Annotated in this window: 17 protein-coding genes; 9 read left to right on the top strand and 8 right to left on the bottom strand. The window is 70.2% G+C overall.

All coding sequences use genetic code 11. From position 1 onward, the window contains the following. Nucleotides 1-251 precede the first annotated feature (251 nt). The 3 genes from OG202_RS32865 to OG202_RS32855 are packed head-to-tail and all read left to right on the top strand — an operon-like array spanning nucleotide 252 to nucleotide 2,953. On the top strand, nucleotides 252-1,217 hold the full coding sequence (locus tag OG202_RS32865; RefSeq protein WP_326577627.1) for an ABC transporter substrate-binding protein: 966 nt from the start codon (nucleotides 252-254) through the stop codon (nucleotides 1,215-1,217). A 36-nt stretch (nucleotides 1,218-1,253) separates the two neighbouring features. After that, nucleotides 1,254-2,195 carry an amino acid ABC transporter permease gene (locus tag OG202_RS32860; RefSeq protein WP_326577628.1) on the top strand — a complete coding sequence of 314 codons (942 nt, stop codon included), beginning with the start codon at nucleotides 1,254-1,256 and terminating at the stop codon, nucleotides 2,193-2,195. Then, on the top strand, nucleotides 2,192-2,953 hold the full coding sequence (locus OG202_RS32855) for an amino acid ABC transporter ATP-binding protein (protein WP_326577629.1): 762 nt from the start codon (nucleotides 2,192-2,194) through the stop codon (nucleotides 2,951-2,953). The genes OG202_RS32860 and OG202_RS32855 overlap by 4 nt, the downstream gene beginning before the upstream one ends. Before the next feature lie 71 nt (nucleotides 2,954-3,024). Here OG202_RS32855 and OG202_RS32850 read toward each other — a convergent pair whose 3' ends face one another. Continuing rightward, nucleotides 3,025-3,783, bottom strand: a complete 759-nt coding sequence (locus tag OG202_RS32850) for a class I SAM-dependent methyltransferase (RefSeq protein ID WP_326577630.1) — start codon at nucleotides 3,781-3,783, stop codon at nucleotides 3,025-3,027. 118 nt (nucleotides 3,784-3,901) lie between these two features. On the opposite strand from OG202_RS32850, the gene OG202_RS32845 reads away from it, so the two are divergent. Beyond that, nucleotides 3,902-4,531 carry a CGNR zinc finger domain-containing protein gene (locus tag OG202_RS32845; RefSeq protein WP_326577631.1) on the top strand — a complete coding sequence of 210 codons (630 nt, stop codon included), beginning with the start codon at nucleotides 3,902-3,904 and terminating at the stop codon, nucleotides 4,529-4,531. On the opposite strand, the gene sodX is transcribed toward OG202_RS32845, so the two are convergent. Continuing rightward, on the bottom strand, nucleotides 4,435-4,869 hold the full coding sequence (gene sodX / locus OG202_RS32840) for a nickel-type superoxide dismutase maturation protease (RefSeq protein WP_327732119.1): 435 nt from the start codon (nucleotides 4,867-4,869) through the stop codon (nucleotides 4,435-4,437). The two genes, OG202_RS32845 and sodX, sit on opposite strands and share 97 nt — an antisense overlap. Nucleotides 4,870-5,013: 144 nt before the next feature. On the opposite strand from sodX, the gene sodN reads away from it, so the two are divergent. The 4 genes from sodN to OG202_RS32820 all read left to right on the top strand — a co-directional run bounded on the left by sodN (nucleotide 5,014) and on the right by OG202_RS32820 (nucleotide 7,476). Beyond that, nucleotides 5,014-5,409: a superoxide dismutase, Ni gene (gene sodN, locus OG202_RS32835; RefSeq protein ID WP_005480378.1), complete on the top strand. Its 396-nt coding sequence runs from the start codon at nucleotides 5,014-5,016 to the stop codon at nucleotides 5,407-5,409. A 198-nt stretch (nucleotides 5,410-5,607) separates the two neighbouring features. Further along, nucleotides 5,608-6,033 (top strand): helix-turn-helix transcriptional regulator, encoded by a 426-nt coding sequence (locus tag OG202_RS32830; protein WP_326577632.1) that lies wholly within the window; start codon nucleotides 5,608-5,610, stop codon nucleotides 6,031-6,033. Between the two features lie 9 nt (nucleotides 6,034-6,042). Next, complete coding sequence (locus OG202_RS32825) at nucleotides 6,043-6,507, top strand: VOC family protein (protein WP_327727855.1); 465 nt, start codon at nucleotides 6,043-6,045, stop codon at nucleotides 6,505-6,507. A 177-nt stretch (nucleotides 6,508-6,684) separates the two neighbouring features. Beyond that, the gene (locus OG202_RS32820) at nucleotides 6,685-7,476 is read left to right on the top strand and encodes a VOC family protein (RefSeq protein WP_327732120.1); all 792 of its coding nucleotides are present in this window, start codon (nucleotides 6,685-6,687) and stop codon (nucleotides 7,474-7,476) included. Nucleotides 7,477-7,618: 142 nt separating this feature from the next. Here OG202_RS32820 and OG202_RS32815 read toward each other — a convergent pair whose 3' ends face one another. From OG202_RS32815 to OG202_RS32800, 4 genes are all read right to left on the bottom strand, one after another. Further along, the gene (locus OG202_RS32815; RefSeq protein WP_328223996.1) at nucleotides 7,619-8,851 is read right to left on the bottom strand and encodes an RNA polymerase sigma factor; all 1,233 of its coding nucleotides are present in this window, start codon (nucleotides 8,849-8,851) and stop codon (nucleotides 7,619-7,621) included. Between the two features lie 44 nt (nucleotides 8,852-8,895). Continuing rightward, nucleotides 8,896-9,309, bottom strand: a complete 414-nt coding sequence (locus OG202_RS32810; RefSeq protein ID WP_326577635.1) for a YciI family protein — start codon at nucleotides 9,307-9,309, stop codon at nucleotides 8,896-8,898. A 184-nt stretch (nucleotides 9,310-9,493) separates the two neighbouring features. Further along, nucleotides 9,494-9,841: a hypothetical protein gene (locus OG202_RS32805; RefSeq protein ID WP_326585987.1), complete on the bottom strand. Its 348-nt coding sequence runs from the start codon at nucleotides 9,839-9,841 to the stop codon at nucleotides 9,494-9,496. Between the two features lie 103 nt (nucleotides 9,842-9,944). After that, complete coding sequence (locus tag OG202_RS32800) at nucleotides 9,945-10,529, bottom strand: dihydrofolate reductase family protein (protein ID WP_327727856.1); 585 nt, start codon at nucleotides 10,527-10,529, stop codon at nucleotides 9,945-9,947. Between the two features lie 128 nt (nucleotides 10,530-10,657). On the opposite strand from OG202_RS32800, the gene OG202_RS32795 reads away from it, so the two are divergent. Beyond that, nucleotides 10,658-11,248: a TetR/AcrR family transcriptional regulator gene (locus OG202_RS32795; protein WP_327727857.1), complete on the top strand. Its 591-nt coding sequence runs from the start codon at nucleotides 10,658-10,660 to the stop codon at nucleotides 11,246-11,248. A gap of 169 nt (nucleotides 11,249-11,417) precedes the next feature. Here the strand turns inward: OG202_RS32795 and OG202_RS32790 are convergent, their stop codons facing one another. Continuing rightward, complete coding sequence (locus OG202_RS32790; RefSeq protein WP_328223995.1) at nucleotides 11,418-12,821, bottom strand: family 2 encapsulin nanocompartment cargo protein polyprenyl transferase; 1,404 nt, start codon at nucleotides 12,819-12,821, stop codon at nucleotides 11,418-11,420. Between the two features lie 111 nt (nucleotides 12,822-12,932). Further along, the gene (locus tag OG202_RS32785) at nucleotides 12,933-14,339 is read right to left on the bottom strand and encodes a family 2B encapsulin nanocompartment shell protein (RefSeq protein ID WP_326577639.1); all 1,407 of its coding nucleotides are present in this window, start codon (nucleotides 14,337-14,339) and stop codon (nucleotides 12,933-12,935) included. Nucleotides 14,340-14,473: the final 134 nt, after the last annotated feature.

Below are 14,473 nucleotides of genomic sequence, written 5' to 3'. Positions count from 1 at the left end.
CTGAGATGCACCGAAGATCTTCCGGCCGGAAGGGAGAATCTCCGCACAGGATCCGGCGTGATCACCTGGTCCGCAGCGGTTCGTGGGTCATTCGGGGGTCGCCCGTTATCCGATTTTGACATGGCTGGTCACCTGAATGCGCATGACCGAATGGCAAGATGCCGTAATCACACGAGGTCGCCACACTCGAAGACGCGTGTTAATCGTCGACCTGTCGGCAACTCCACACCACCCCGCCGGAGGAACCCACCATGACCGCAAGCACCACCTGTCGTACGACCGGCCTGCGCTCCCGGACAGCCGCGGTCGGAGCGATCGCGGTCGCGGGCGCCCTGCTGCTCACCGGCTGCGGTGACCAGACCAAGAGCAAGGACAACGGTTCCGACTCCACGTCCACCAGCGCGGCCCCGCTGGCCGCCAAGCTCCCCGCGGCCCTCCGGGACAAGGGCGTGATCAACGTCGGTTCGGACATCGCGTACGCGCCGGTGGAGTACAAGGACGCATCCGGCAAGGTCGTCGGCATCGACATCGACATCGCCGCCGCGATGGGCAAGCAGCTCGGTGTGGACTTCAAGTTCCAGAACGCCACCTTCGACACCCTCATCGGTGGCCTGGCGGCCAACCGGTACGACATCGCGATGTCGGCCATGACCGACACCAAGGACCGCCAGGAGGGCATCGACGGCGACACCGGCAAGAAGGTCGGCGCCGGCGTCGACTTCGTCGACTACTTCACCGCGGGTGTCTCGCTGTACACCAACAAGGGCGACGACCAGGGCATAAAGACCTGGGACGACCTCTGCGGCAAGACGATCGCCGTGCAGCGCAACACGTTCTCGCACGATCTCGCCAAGGACCAGGCGAAGAAGTGCAAGGACGACAAGAAGAAGGCCCTCAAGATCGAGGACTTCGCCACCAACCCCGAGGCCGAGACCCGGATGCGCTCCAAGGGCGCGGACGTCGTCTCCGCCGACTACCCGGTGGCCGCGTACTCGGTGAAGACCTCGGGCGGCGGCGACTACTTCGAGATCGTCGGCGACCAGGTCGAGGCCGGCCCCTACGGCATCGCCGTCGCCAAGGACAACAACGAGCTGCGTGACGCGCTGCAGGCCGCCGTCCAGGCGATCATCGACAACGGCGAGTACGAGAAGATCATCAAGAAGTGGGGCGTCGAGGACGGCGCGATCACCGAGGCCAAGGTCAACGGCGGCTCCTGATTCTCGGCTCGGTTCTGAAAGGCAAAGGCTCCACCCGTGACTGTTGACGTCAGCAAGACGGACGGTCCCTCGGACACTCCCCCCGCCGGCCCGGAGGCCGTCAAGGCCGTTCCGGTCCGGCACCCGGGGCGCTATGTGTCCGCGGCCATCGCGCTCGCTCTGCTCGGCTCGATCATCTACGCGTTCGCGCAGGCGAAGAAGATCAACTGGGGCGTGATCCCCGAGTACTTCTTCGACGACCGCATCATCGAGGGTGTCCTGAACACCCTCCTGCTCACCGTGCTGTCCATGGTGATCGGCATCGTCGGCGGCATCCTGCTCGCCGTGATGCGGCTGTCCAGGAACCCGGTGACCTCGTCGATCGCGTGGTTCTACATCTGGTTCTTCCGTGGCACGCCGGTCCTGGTCCAGCTCTTCGTCTGGTTCAACCTGGGCCTGGTCTTCGAGTACATCAACCTCGGCCCGATCTACAAGGACTACTGGTCGTCCTTCATGACGCCGCTGCTGACGGCGCTGCTCGGCCTCGGTCTCAACGAGGCCGCGTACATGGCGGAGATCTGCCGCGCCGGTCTGCTGTCGGTCGACGAGGGCCAGACCGAGGCGTCGCACGCGCTCGGCATGAGCCACTCCAAGACGCTGCGCAGGATCGTCATCCCGCAGGCGATGCGCGTGATCGTGCCGCCCACGGGCAACGAGGTCATCAACATGCTGAAGACCACGTCGCTCGTCTCGACGGTGCAGTTCGTGGATCTGCTCAAGGCGGCCCAGGACATCGGCCAGGGCTCGGGCGCCATCGTGGAGATGCTGTTCCTCGCCGCCGCCTGGTACCTGGTCCTGACCAGCATCTTCAGCGTCGGGCAGTACTACCTGGAGAGGTACTACGCGAAGGGCTCCTCCCGGACCCTCCCGCCGACACCGATGCAGCGTTTCAAGACGGCCGTGCTGCCCGTGCGCCGCCCGAAGGGAGTCTCGGCATGACCGCCATGGTGAAGGCCGAGGGCATCCACAAGTCGTTCGGCCCCGTCGAGGTCCTCAAGGGCATCGACCTGGAGGTGCAGACCGGCGAGGTGTTCTGCCTCATCGGCCCGTCCGGCTCCGGCAAGAGCACGTTCCTCAGGTGCATCAACCATCTTGAGAAGATCAACGCCGGCCGGCTGTACGTCGACGGTGAGCTGGTCGGCTACCGCCAGAAGGGCGACAAGCTCTACGAGCTCAAGGACAGCGAGGTCGCGGTCAAGCGCCGTGACATCGGCATGGTCTTCCAGCGCTTCAACCTGTTCCCGCACATGACCGCCACCGAGAACGTCATGGAGGCGCCGGTCCAGGTCAAGGGCGTCAGCAGGGCCCAAGCCCGCGAGCGCGCCCGCGAGCTGCTGGAGCGCGTCGGTCTCGGCGACAAGGCGGGCAACTACCCGTCCCAGCTCTCCGGCGGCCAGCAGCAGCGCGTGGCCATCGCCCGGGCGCTGGCCATGGAGCCGAAGCTGATGCTCTTCGACGAGCCGACGTCGGCGCTCGACCCGGAGCTGGTCGGTGACGTCCTCGACGTCATGCGCGACCTGGCCGAGTCCGGCATGACGATGGTCGTCGTCACCCACGAGATGGGCTTCGCCCGCGAGGTCGGCGACAGCCTGGTCTTCATGGACGGGGGTGTGGTGGTCGAGTCCGGCAACCCCCGTGACGTGCTGACGAACCCTCAGGAGGAGCGGACCCAGTCGTTCCTGTCCAAGGTCCTCTGACCGGTACGCACAGGTGAGGGGCGGTACGGAATCCCGTACCGCCCCTCACTCGTGTACACGGGCGGGGCGGCCTACTTCACCGCCAGCACCAGCGAGTCGGAGGGCGAGCACCACACCGCGCGGGCCTCGGCGAAGCCCTTCTCGCGCAGGACGCGGGCATGCCAGTCGACGCTGTGGAAGTCGCCGTCGGCATGCTCTCCGTAGATCTCGAAACGGCGGGCCGTCGGCGCGGCGAGGACGGGGTCCTGGGCGGCGAGCTGCCACCATGCGGCCCAGTCGACGACGCCGTCCGCCTTGGCTTGTTCCATACCCGCGTGCCGGTGCGCGCGCTCCGCCGCGTTGATCCGGGGCGTGGACTCGTCGATCATGTGGTCCGCGTTCATGAAGACACCGCCGTCGCGGACGAGTTCCGCGACCTGACCGTAGAGGGCGGCGAGGGGTTCGCTGTGCAGCCAGTGCAGGGCCGTGGCCGTCAGGACGGCGTCGTACGAGTCGTACGGCAGCCGGGTCGTCCAGTCGGGGTCGGTGAGGTCGGCGGTGACGAAGGTGACCCGCCGGTCGCCCTCGAAGGTGCCTTCGGCGATGGCGAGGAGCGCGGGGTCGAGGTCCACGCCGGTGCTGACGGACTTCGGGAACCGCGCGAACAGCCGGGACGTGATGGAACCCGTACCGCAGGCGAGGTCGAGGACGCGGGGCTCGGGGCCGGCGAAGGCCTCGACCATGTCCAGCATCACCCGGAACCGCTCCTCACGGTCCGGCAGATACATCTCCTGCTGTCGGTCCCAGCTCTCCTGCCAGGCATGCCAGTCGGTCCCGGTCGTGGTGGTCATGTGAGGTCCCCTTCCTCGCGCTACCGCTTCATCCACCTACCGCGTAATACCCTGTAAGCACGAGCAGCTATTACCTGACCCGCCCCACGACAATAGAGCTCCCCCGTAAGGACTACAAGTGGAACTGGCCTATTACTCGGACTATGCCGTACGGCTCGTGAACAGCGAGGAGCCGGGTCGCGGCAAGGACTCCCTGACCACGGTCGACGCGGTGCGTGAGCTCTTCGGTGCCAATCAGGAGGCCGCCCGCCGTGCGGCGGACGCCGATCTGACCCGGTTCAGGGGCGTACGAGCCCGGCTGCGCTCGGTGTTCGAGGCGGCCGACGGCGGCGACGAGACGCTCGCGGTGAACCTCCTGAACTCCCTCCTGCTCGAGTTCCCGGTGAGCCCGCAGATCTCCGGCCACAACCACCGGGACGACGACGGCCGCCCGCTCTGGCACATGCACCTGGCGGACCATCCCTCGAACGCGACCGCGGGCTATGCCGCCATCGCCGCGATGGGCCTCGCCTTCCACCTCACCGAGTACGGCGTGGACCGGCTCGGCCTGTGCGAGGCGGCGCCGTGCCGCAACGCCTACCTCGACACCTCCACCAACCGCTCCCGGCGCTACTGCTCCGACCGCTGTGCGACCCGGGCCAACGTGGCGGCCTACCGGGCCCGCAAACGCCTGGAGGCCGACCGGTCGCAGAACACGGGGCGGGCCGCCGACAGCGCCCAGCCGGCGAGCGCGAACGGCGAGCGCTGACCGTCCGGCCGTGGCCGGTACCGGAACCGGACCTTGCCGAGCACGAGTTCGTCGGGCACGACCCCGTAGTCGGTGCTGTCCCCGCCCGCGTACGCGTTGTCCCCGAGCACCCACCAGCCGCCGTCGCGCCGCTCGGCGGCCCGCTTGACCACGAGCAGGTCCTGCTGGAAGGGATGCCGCAGCACCAGCACGTCACCGACCCCCAGGCGGGCCCCGTAGTGGACGAGCAGCCGGTCCCCGTGACGCAGCGTCGGAACCATGGACGGTCCCGTGACCTCGGCCACCCCGAAGGGCAGGAGGGCCCTCCCCCGCTCGCTCTCCTGCGACAGCTCCGGCATCCCCGGCACCTCCCCGGTTCGTTCCTCCACAGTCCCAGTCTGACCCCGGACTTTTGTCCTAAGCCCATGGGGGCACTCGCGAAAACCTCTCTCGCAGGGAGTAATGTCCCACCTGAGAAGACGATCACGAGGAAGGAATGCTCCATGCTTTCCCGCCTGTTTGCCCCCAAGGTCAAGGTCAGCGCCCACTGCGACCTGCCCTGTGGTGTGTACGACCCGGCCCAGGCCCGCATCGAGGCGGAGTCGGTGAAGGCCGTGCAGGACAAGATGGCCGCCAACGACGACCCTCACTTCCAGGCTCGCGCGACCGTCATCAAGGAGCAGCGCGCCGAGCTCGCCAAGCACCACGTTTCGGTGCTGTGGAGCGACTACTTCAAGCCTCCGCACTTCGAGAAGTACCCGGAGCTGCACCAGCTGGTCAACGACGCCCTCAAGGCCCTCTCGGCCGCCAAGGCGTCGACCGACCCGGCGACGGGCCAGAAGGCGCTCGACTACATCGCCCAGATCGACAAGATCTTCTGGGAGACCAAGAAGGCCTGATCTTCGATCATGCCGTTTGACCTGCGATTTCCTTGGTCGTCTGGTCATCCTGTCCGCACCCGGTCCGCAGGCTGCCGAACACGGCGTCCATGACGGTCCGGGTGCGGTCCTGTTCTCCGGACCTGCCGGACGCTCGCTCCCCGGCGATCGCCCCCCTTTCCTCCCCGTTGTGTCAGTGGTCGGTGCGATGCTGTCGGCATGAACCGGGACGATCTGGTGCGGCTGCGGCGGGCGCGGGACCGCATGGACCGCGAGTACGCCGAGCCGCTGGATGTGACGGCCCTCGCCCGCACCGCGCTGATGTCCCCCGGGCACTTCCAGCGCAGCTTCCGCGCGGCCTTCGGCGAGACCCCGTACGGCTATCTCATGACCCGCCGGACAGAGCGCGCCAAGGCGCTGCTGCGCCGCGGCGACCTCACGGTCACCGAGGTGTGCATGGCCGTGGGGTGTACGTCGCTGGGCTCCTTCAGCTCCCGCTTCACGGAGTTGGTGGGCGAGACGCCGAGCGCGTACCGCGCCCGCTCGCACGAGGAGAGCGCGGCGATCCCCGCGTGCGTGGCCAAGCGCCTGACCCGGCCGACCCGGCATCGCATACGCACGGCGGAACCGGGCGAAGCGTCCTAGCGTGAGGTCATGGCTACGAACGATCCGAACGATCCGAACGCGGCGAACAGGCTCCCGGCTCCGGATGTGAGGCTCGCCCAGTGCTTCCTCGCCGTCGACGACCACGACAAGGCGCTCGCCTTCTACCGCGACGTGCTGGGCATGGAGGTCCGCGGTGACGTGGGCTGGGAGGGCATGCGCTGGGTCACCGTGGGCTCCCGTCTCCAACCGGACGTCGAGATCGTCCTGGAGCCGCCCGCCGCCGACCCCGACATCTCCCCCGCCGACCGCGAGACCATCGCCACGCTCCTCGCCAAGGGCGTCCTCCGCGGCGTCAACTTCACCACCACCGACTGCGACGCCCTCTACGCCCGCGTCGAGGCCTCCGGCGCCGACGTCCTCCAGGAGCCCATGGACCAGCCCTACGGCGTCCGCGACTGCGCCTTCCGCGACCCGGCGGGCAACATGCTGCGCTTCATGCAGCGCCGGACGTAGGCCGACGCGGGCCGACGGGCCGGCGGACCGGCGGACCGGCGGACCGGCGGACCGGCGGACCGGCGGACCGGCGGACCGGCGGAAACCTCGTTGCGCGGGGCGGGGCGGCGGGAGACCGTACGAGTCGTTCAGCCGTGAGGGCCGGACCGTACGAGAGGGAGCGGCGCTGTGGGTGGAGTGGGCGGGAACGGCAGCGGGGACGGCGGGTGGGGCGGGATCGCGGCGGGCGGGGCGGTTCGGTGGACGTATGTCTTCGTCGACCGACCGGTGGCCGGGTTCGAGCGGGCGTGTGCCTTCTGGACGGCGGTCACGGCGACCGAGCTGTCCGAACCGCGGGGCGAGCAGGGTGAGTTCGTGACCCTGCTGCCCGAGACGGGCGACGCGTGCGTGAAGGCGCAGGGTGTCGTGTCCGGCGACGGCGGCGCGCATCCGGACCTCGCCGTCGAGGACGTCCCCGCGTTCGTCGACCGGGCGGTCCGGCTCGGCGCCGGGGTGGTCGCACCGCACGACGGCTGGGCGGTGCTGCGCTCGCCCGCCGGGCAGCTCTTCTGCGCGGTGCCGTGGCACGGGGAGTCCGTGCGGCCGCCGGTGGTCGAGGGAAGCCGGCTGGACCAGGTGTGCCTGGACGTGGCGCCGGACCGGTTCGAAGGCGAGGTCGCGTTCTGGGCGGCCCTGTCGGGCTGGGAATCCCACCCGGGCTCGCTCCCGGAGTTCCACGTACTGCGCCCACCGGCCGGCCTCCCCCTCCGCATCCTCCTCCACCGCCTCGACACCGCCCGCCCCGCCTCCGCTCACCTCGACCTCGCCTGCGCCGACATCGACACCACCCGCGCCCACCACGAAGCCCTCGGCGCCACCTTCGTCGCCCGCCACCCCCACTGGACCGTGATGCGCGACCCGGCAGGCGGCACGTACTGCCTCACGGGCCGGTCCCCGGAGACGGGCGGGCTGCCACCGAAGGCGGGGTGACGCAGCGCCCCCGGCGGGCGGGGTCCGGCGAAAACGGGACGGACGCGGGCAGGGCAAGGGAGGGGGCGGGGGCGAAGGGGCGCAGCCCCTGGGGACGGGAACGGGCAAGGGCGGCGTGGGCGAGAGCGGCGGGCCAGGCCCCCTACCCCGGCAACCGGCCCGCCCGCGCCAGCAAATACCTCTGCTCAGGCAGACTCAGCGTCCGACGCGCAGCCGACTCGTACGCGGCCCGCGCATCCGCCCACTCCCCCGCCCGCTCCAACAGATGCCCCCGCACCGCCTCCACCCGATGCCCGATCCCCGCCGGCTCCTCCCCCAGCGTCTCCAACTCGGCGAGCCCGGCCCGCGCCCCCCGCACCATGGCCACCGCGACCACCCGGTTCAGCCGCTCGACCGGCCCGGGAACCAGCTCCACGAGCACGTCGTACAGCCCGAGGATCTCCCGCCAGTCCGTGGCGTCGTACGAGTCCGCCTCGTCATGAACCGCGGCGACGGCCGCCCGCACCTGGTACGGCCCCGCCCGCCCCGTCCCCCTCGACCCCACCAACGCCCGGGTCACCAGCTCGACCCCCTCCGCGACGGCCGCCCTGTCCCATCGACCGCGATCCTGTTCGTCGAGCGGCACCAACTCACCCCGCGCATCCTGCCGAGCAGCCCGCCGCGCATCGGTGAGCAGCATCAGCGCCAGCAGTCCGGCCACCTCGGGATCCCCGGGCAGCAGCCGATGCACCGTCCTCGTCAACCGGATCGCCTCGACCGCCAGGTCGGCCCGCTGCAGAGTCGCCCCGGACGTGGCCGTGTATCCCTCGTTGAACACGAGATAGAGGATCTGCAGCACAGCGGGCAGCCGCGACTCCCAGTCGTCGGGCCGCCCGAACCGCACCCCCCGCACCTTCTGCTTGGCCCTGCTGATCCGCTGTGCCATCGTCGCCTCGGGCACCAGACAGGCCCGCGCGATCTCGGCCGTGGTCAGCCCGCCGACCGCCCGCAACGTCAGCGCGATCTGCGCGGGCACCGACAGTTCGGGGTGACAGCACAGGAAGAGCAGGGTCAGTGTGTCGTCCTCGTTCGGCGCCCGGTCCGCCCCCGGCTCCGGCGCCACGAACGCGTCGCGCGGCGTCAACGCGGCCGCCTTCTCCTCCCGCAGCCGCCGTGCCTCCTCACTGCGCAACGCGTCCGTCAGCCGCCGCGAGGCCACCTTGATCAGCCACCCTCGCGGATTGTCCGGCACCCCGTTCGCCGGCCACTGCCCGGCCGCCGCGAGCAACGCCTCCTGTACGGCGTCCTCGGCGGCGTAGAAATGCCCGTACCGCCGCACCAGCGCGCCGAGGACCTGCGGCGCGCACCGGCGCAGCAGGCCCTCGACCTCGTTCATCCCGACCTGCCGAACCTCTCGCTGTCCGACCGTCTTCCGTCGGCTCAGATGTCCCCCGCTCCCTCCAGCACCGGCCGGATGACCACCGGGTACTCCGTGAGCCCCTCGGGGCCGGGGCACCGGGCGACGCGGGCCGCGATCTCCGTGACCCGGTCCAGGCTCGCGCAGTCCAGGAGCCAGTAGCCGGCGAGCAGTTCCTTGGTCTCCGGGTACGGCCCGTCCGTGACCACCGGCTTGCCGTCGGCGCCGGCCGTGACGAACCGGGTCCGGGCCGGTTCGGCCAGCCCCTGCCCGTCGATCATCTCCCCGGTTTCGGCGAGGTCGTCGTTGATCGCTCCCATGTGGGCGTACATGGCCTGCAGCTGCTCCGGCGTCCAGGCCGGGGCGTGCTCGGAGGCCTTGCCGCGCATGCCCTCGTAGTCCGCCTGGGTGCCCAGCACCATCATCAGGTACTTCATGAGTCCGCTCCTTCGTCGTCCTCGGTTCGAACCACCCACGGCGGGCGGCTCTCACAGGAGACGTCGGAGCCGTCCCACACTTCTCGACACACTCGCGCGACGTTTTCCCGTTCCCCCGGGTTTTCCGGAGCCGACGAACCCCACTTCTCGGGCCGCGGACCGAGGCCCCCGGCCGAGCCCCTCGTCAGGTCTTCTCTTCGGTCCTCGCCTCAGCCGCCTCAGCGGTCTCAGCGGTCTCGGGCCTCACCTCGACCTGTGCGCCGGCGTCCCCCACGTGCGCGTCATGACCACCGTGCGTCCCATGATCTCCCGGCGCGCCATGGCTGGCGCTCGTCCGCCGGGCCACGGCCCGGGGCTTCTCCGCGGCTGCCTCCTCGGCCTCGACGGCCGCGTCGACGTACGCCGCACACTCGTGATTCCTGCACGGACCCGGACGCCACACGGGTACCCACGCTCCCAGCGTCTTGTGCCGCCGTACGACCGTGGCCACAGGCTGTCCGCAGACCGGGCAGACTTGCTCGTCGATGCCCATGTCCTCAGGGTATGACCGACGGGGCCGGGGCGCTCCCCGTCGTACGCGGACGATCGGCGACCGGCCTCGGGTGCGCTGCGGACCGGCCGCTCGGCGACGCCCGTCAGCGCCTCCTGCTGTACGTCCGCACGACCACTCCGTTGTCGAAGCCGCGCACCTCGTCGAGCGTGAACTCGGTGAGGGCGAACCCGGAGCCGAACATCGGCATGCCGGTGCCCTGCACGACCGGGTAGGTCTTGATGATCAGCTCGTCGATCTCGTCGATCAGCGCGCCCGCGACCGCCGAGCCGCCGCACAGGTAGATGCCGAGTTCGCCGTCCTCCGCCTTGAGCTCTCGTATCCTGCCGACCAGGTCGTCCGAGATGATCTCGACGTTCGGGTCGGGTGACTCCTTCAGCGTGCGCGAGGCGACGTACTCGCGCAGATGGGCGAACGGGCTGGTGATGCCCTCCTTCAACGCCACGTCGTAACTGGCGCGGCCCTGGACGACCGTGTCGTAGTTCTTGTTCGCCAGGCCGTCGGTGCCGATGAGCCGACGCACATGGCTCGGGTTGATGTCCGGGTGCTCCGTATTGAGGTAGGCGGCGAAGTCCCCCACCACGTAGGGATACATGTACGACGCGTCGCCGTCCTGGTCCCCGATGAAGCCGTCGATCGAACAGGCGACGAAGTACGTCAGCTTGCGCAAACCGGTCTCTTTCCCTCGTCCGACAGTGAGTCGCGTCCCTGCCACTCACTCAACCACGTCAGTTATAGTACTTCACCTGTAGTGGTTGCAAGGTGTTTGGATACTGCTTCACGTAGGGAGGAGCCCGGATGGTCAGGAACCCGGAGCGCAGGGCCGCTCTGCTGGACGCGGCGGTGGGGGTGCTGGCGCGGGAGGGCGCGCGCGGGCTGACGTTCCGGGCGGTGGACGCCGAGGCCGGAGTGCCGGTGGGGACCGCGTCGAACTACTTCGCCGACCGCGACGCCCTTCTCCACCAGATCGACGCCCGGCTGAAGGAACGTCTGACCCCCGACCCGGCCGTGATCGAAGAGCTGCTCGCATCGCCCAAGGACCGGACCCTGGTCATGGCCTTCATGCGCGACCTGCTGGCCCGCGTGACGGGGGACCGCACCGGCTATCTCGCCCACCTCGAGCTGCGCCTCGAAGCCACCCGCCGCCCGGCCCTGCACGCCTCGTACACCGAGTCGGTGCGCGGGGAGCTGGAGTTCGGCATGCGGTTCCACCGCGAGGCGGGACTCCCCGGCGGCGACGAGACCGTCATGGTCCTCTACCTGGCCATGCAGGGCCTCCTGCTCGAACACCTCACCCTGCCGGACGTCCTCGACGACGCCCTCCCCGGTGTCACCGCCCCCGAGGGCCTGATGGAACGCGTCGTGCGGACGATCGTCCCCGAGCACTAGTACCGCGGCACCGGCCACCGCTCGGGCTCCACGACGCGACGGGCCCCGCACACCGTGGGGATGTGCGGGACCCGCCCTGACCGGAGGCGTCGGCACCGTGCGGGGTCAGGTCCCCACGGTGCCGGCGCGTCCGGGGCTTCACCGGAATCACGCGGCCTCCGCCACCGCGTCAGCTGCTGCGGCGCGTCACGAACTCGGCGAGCGCGAGAAGCCCACCGGCCGACGCCGGTTCCGGGACCGCACGGGACAGTTCGTGCGTGGCCCGCGCCATACGGTCGGCCGCCTGGCTCTGCGCCCAGTCGCGACCGCCGGCCCGCTCCACGACGAGCGCCGTGCGCTCCAGGTCGCCCTCCTCGTACGGCAGTCCGTACAGCTCGGCGAGTTCGACGGCCTCCGGAGTGCCGGACGCGAGAGCGGCGACCACCGGGAGGGACTTCTTGCGGACCATGAGATCCGCCCCGGCCGGCTTGCCGGTGCGACTCGGGTCGCCCCAGATGCCGATCACGTCGTCGATGAGCTGGAAGGCGAGTCCGGCCTCCCGCCCGAAGGCGTCGAGGGCCTCGACGTCCTTGTCATCGGCGCCCGCGTACAACGCGCCCAGCGCACAGGCGCAGCCGAGCAGCGCGCCCGTCTTGGCCTCGGCCATGGCGAGCACCTCGTCGAGGGTCACGTCCTCGGGCCGGCGTCCCTCCATCTCGGTGTCCGTGTGCTGGCCCGCGCACAGTTCGACGACGCAGGACGCGAGCCGCGCGGAGGCCGCGGCCGACGCCGGATGCGGGTCCTCGGCGAGCAGTCGCTGGGCCAGGGCCTGCAGCGCGTCCCCGGCGAGGATCGCGTCGGGGATCCCGAACACGGTCCACGCGGTGGCCCGGTGCCTGCGGGTGGCGTCCCGGTCCATCACGTCGTCGTGCAGCAACGTGAAGTTGTGCACCAGCTCCACCGCGGCGGCGGCCCGTACGGCGACGGACTCGCGCCCGCCGAGCGCGGCGACGGCGGCGAGGACCAGCGCGGGACGTATCGCCTTGCCCGCCTTCCCCGCGACCGGGGTACCGTCCGCGTCCTCCCAGCCGAAGTGGTAGCGCGCGACCCGGCGCATCGAACCGGGCAACGACCCGACGGCCCGGCGTAGTTCGGGATCGACGGACACCCGACCCTGCTCCAGGATCCCCGCCGCCTCCTGCCCGTCGAACGCACTCGCCCCGCCCGGCCGGCCGACCGGCCCCCGGTCGGCGGCGGAGGGCACGGCCCGCGCCGGCTCTCCTGCTCCCTCGGGATCCAGACCTCCCTTCCGATCCCGATCCCCGCCCCCCTTCGGGTCCAGAGCCGCCCTCCGGTCCAGGGCTCCCGCCGGATCCAGGAACTCATCCGGCTCCGGAGCCCCCACCCCGTACACGACGTCCGAAGACTCCACGGGCCTCGCGGCTTCCCCCTCCCCCGGCGGCTCCCCCGCCTCGATCGGAGCCGGGGCAGCCGCCACGGGCCTCCGCCGCTTCGGGATCTCGCCGCTCGGTGCGCCACCGCTGTCCAGGGTCTCGGCGGGTCCCTGCTTCGTCTCCGTCATGAACTCACCCATGGGATCGCCTCGGAGAGTCCGCGGACGGTGGCGGTTCCGCTGTCGCCGGGCGCGTGGTGCCGGGGTGTCCCCGCCCTGACGGGCGGGGACACGGCGTCCGGTCGGACAAGGTCACCGCCAGCGGCCGATCTCGACGTTCTCCAGAACGCCGAGCGCGTCGGGAACCAGGACCGCGGCCGAGTAGTAGGCCGTCACGAGGTACTTGATGATCGCCTGTTCGTTGATGCCCATGAAGCGCACGGACAGGCTGGGCTCGATCTCGTCCGGGATGCTCGCGGCCCGCAGGCCGATGACGCCCTGGTCGTCCTCGCCGGTACGCATGGCGATGATCGAGGTGGTCCTGGCCTCGGTCACCGGGATCTTGTTGCACGGGTAGATCGGTACGCCGCGCCAGGTGGGGATGCGGTTCCCCGCGATGTCGATGGTCTCCGGGACCAGTCCGCGCTTGTTCAGTTCGCGGCCGAACGCCGAGATCGCGCGCGGGTGGGCGAGCAGCAGCTTGGTTCCCCGGCGGCGGCTGAGCAACTCGTCCAGGTCGTCCGGGCCGGGCACACCGTCGTGCGGCTGGAGCCGCTGGTCGTACTCGCAGTTGTGGAGGAGGCCGAACTCCCGGTTGTTGACGAGCTCGTGCTCCTGCCGCTCCTTCAACGCCTCGACCGTGAGCCTGATCTGCTGCTCGGTCTGGTTCATCGGCTGGTTGTACAGGTCGGCCACGCGCGTGTGGATGCGCAGGACGGTCTGGGCGACGCTGAGTTCGTACTCGCGCGGCACGGCCTCGTAGTCGACGAAGGTGTGCGGGATGTCCGGCTCACCGCTGTGGCCGGCGGCGAGGTCGATCTCCTTCTCGCCGTACTTGTTGGTGCGCTGCGACGGGATCGCGCGCTGCTCCTGAAGGTGCTCGCTCAGGCTCTCGGCGCGCTCCGCGAGCTGCTCGACGGCCCGACGCGGCAGGACGAGCACCGTGCACGCGGTGACCGCGCGGGCCGTGTACTCCCAGATCGCCTCGGGGTCGAGCAGCGCCTGGTCGCCGAAGTAGGACCCGTCGGCCAGCACGCCGAGGACCGCGTCGTCGCCGTAGGGCCCGGTGCCGATCTTCTCGACCTTGCCGTGGGCGAGGAGGAACACCTCCTCCGCCTGGCTGCCGAATTCGGCCAGCACATCACCGGGCGCGAACTCCCGCTGCTCGCACCGCTGGGCCAGCTCGCCCAGCACGTCGATGTCCTCGTAGGTCCGCAGGGCCGGCAGTTCGCCGAGCTCCGCGGGGATGACGGCGACCTGGTCGCCGGTCTTCACGAAGGTGACGCGGCCGTCGCCGACCGCGTAGGTGAGCCGCCTGTTCACCCGGTACGTGCCACCCTGCACGTTCACCCACGGCAGGGTGCGCAGCAGCCAGCGCGAGCTGATCTCCTGCATCTGGGGTGTGGACTTCGTGGTGGTGGCCAGGTTCCGGGCAGCGGCCGTGCCGAGACTCTGCTGCGGCTGGTCCTGTTGCGAGCGAACCTCTTCGCCTACCGACATACGGATTCCCCTCCGGGTGTGCACTGATATCGCGGTCACCGATCTCGCGATCAAGCCTCCCATCACGGAGCGTGTCGGTGCTATTACCCGAAAGAGCGGGAATGGATCTTAGAAGAGTGGGCATATCCAGCGTT

The organism is Streptomyces sp. NBC_00310 (genome assembly GCF_036208085.1).
Lineage (GTDB): Bacteria > Actinomycetota > Actinomycetes > Streptomycetales > Streptomycetaceae > Streptomyces.
Note: the sequence above shows the minus strand (reverse complement) of the source record. Positions and strands in the feature narration are given on the sequence as shown.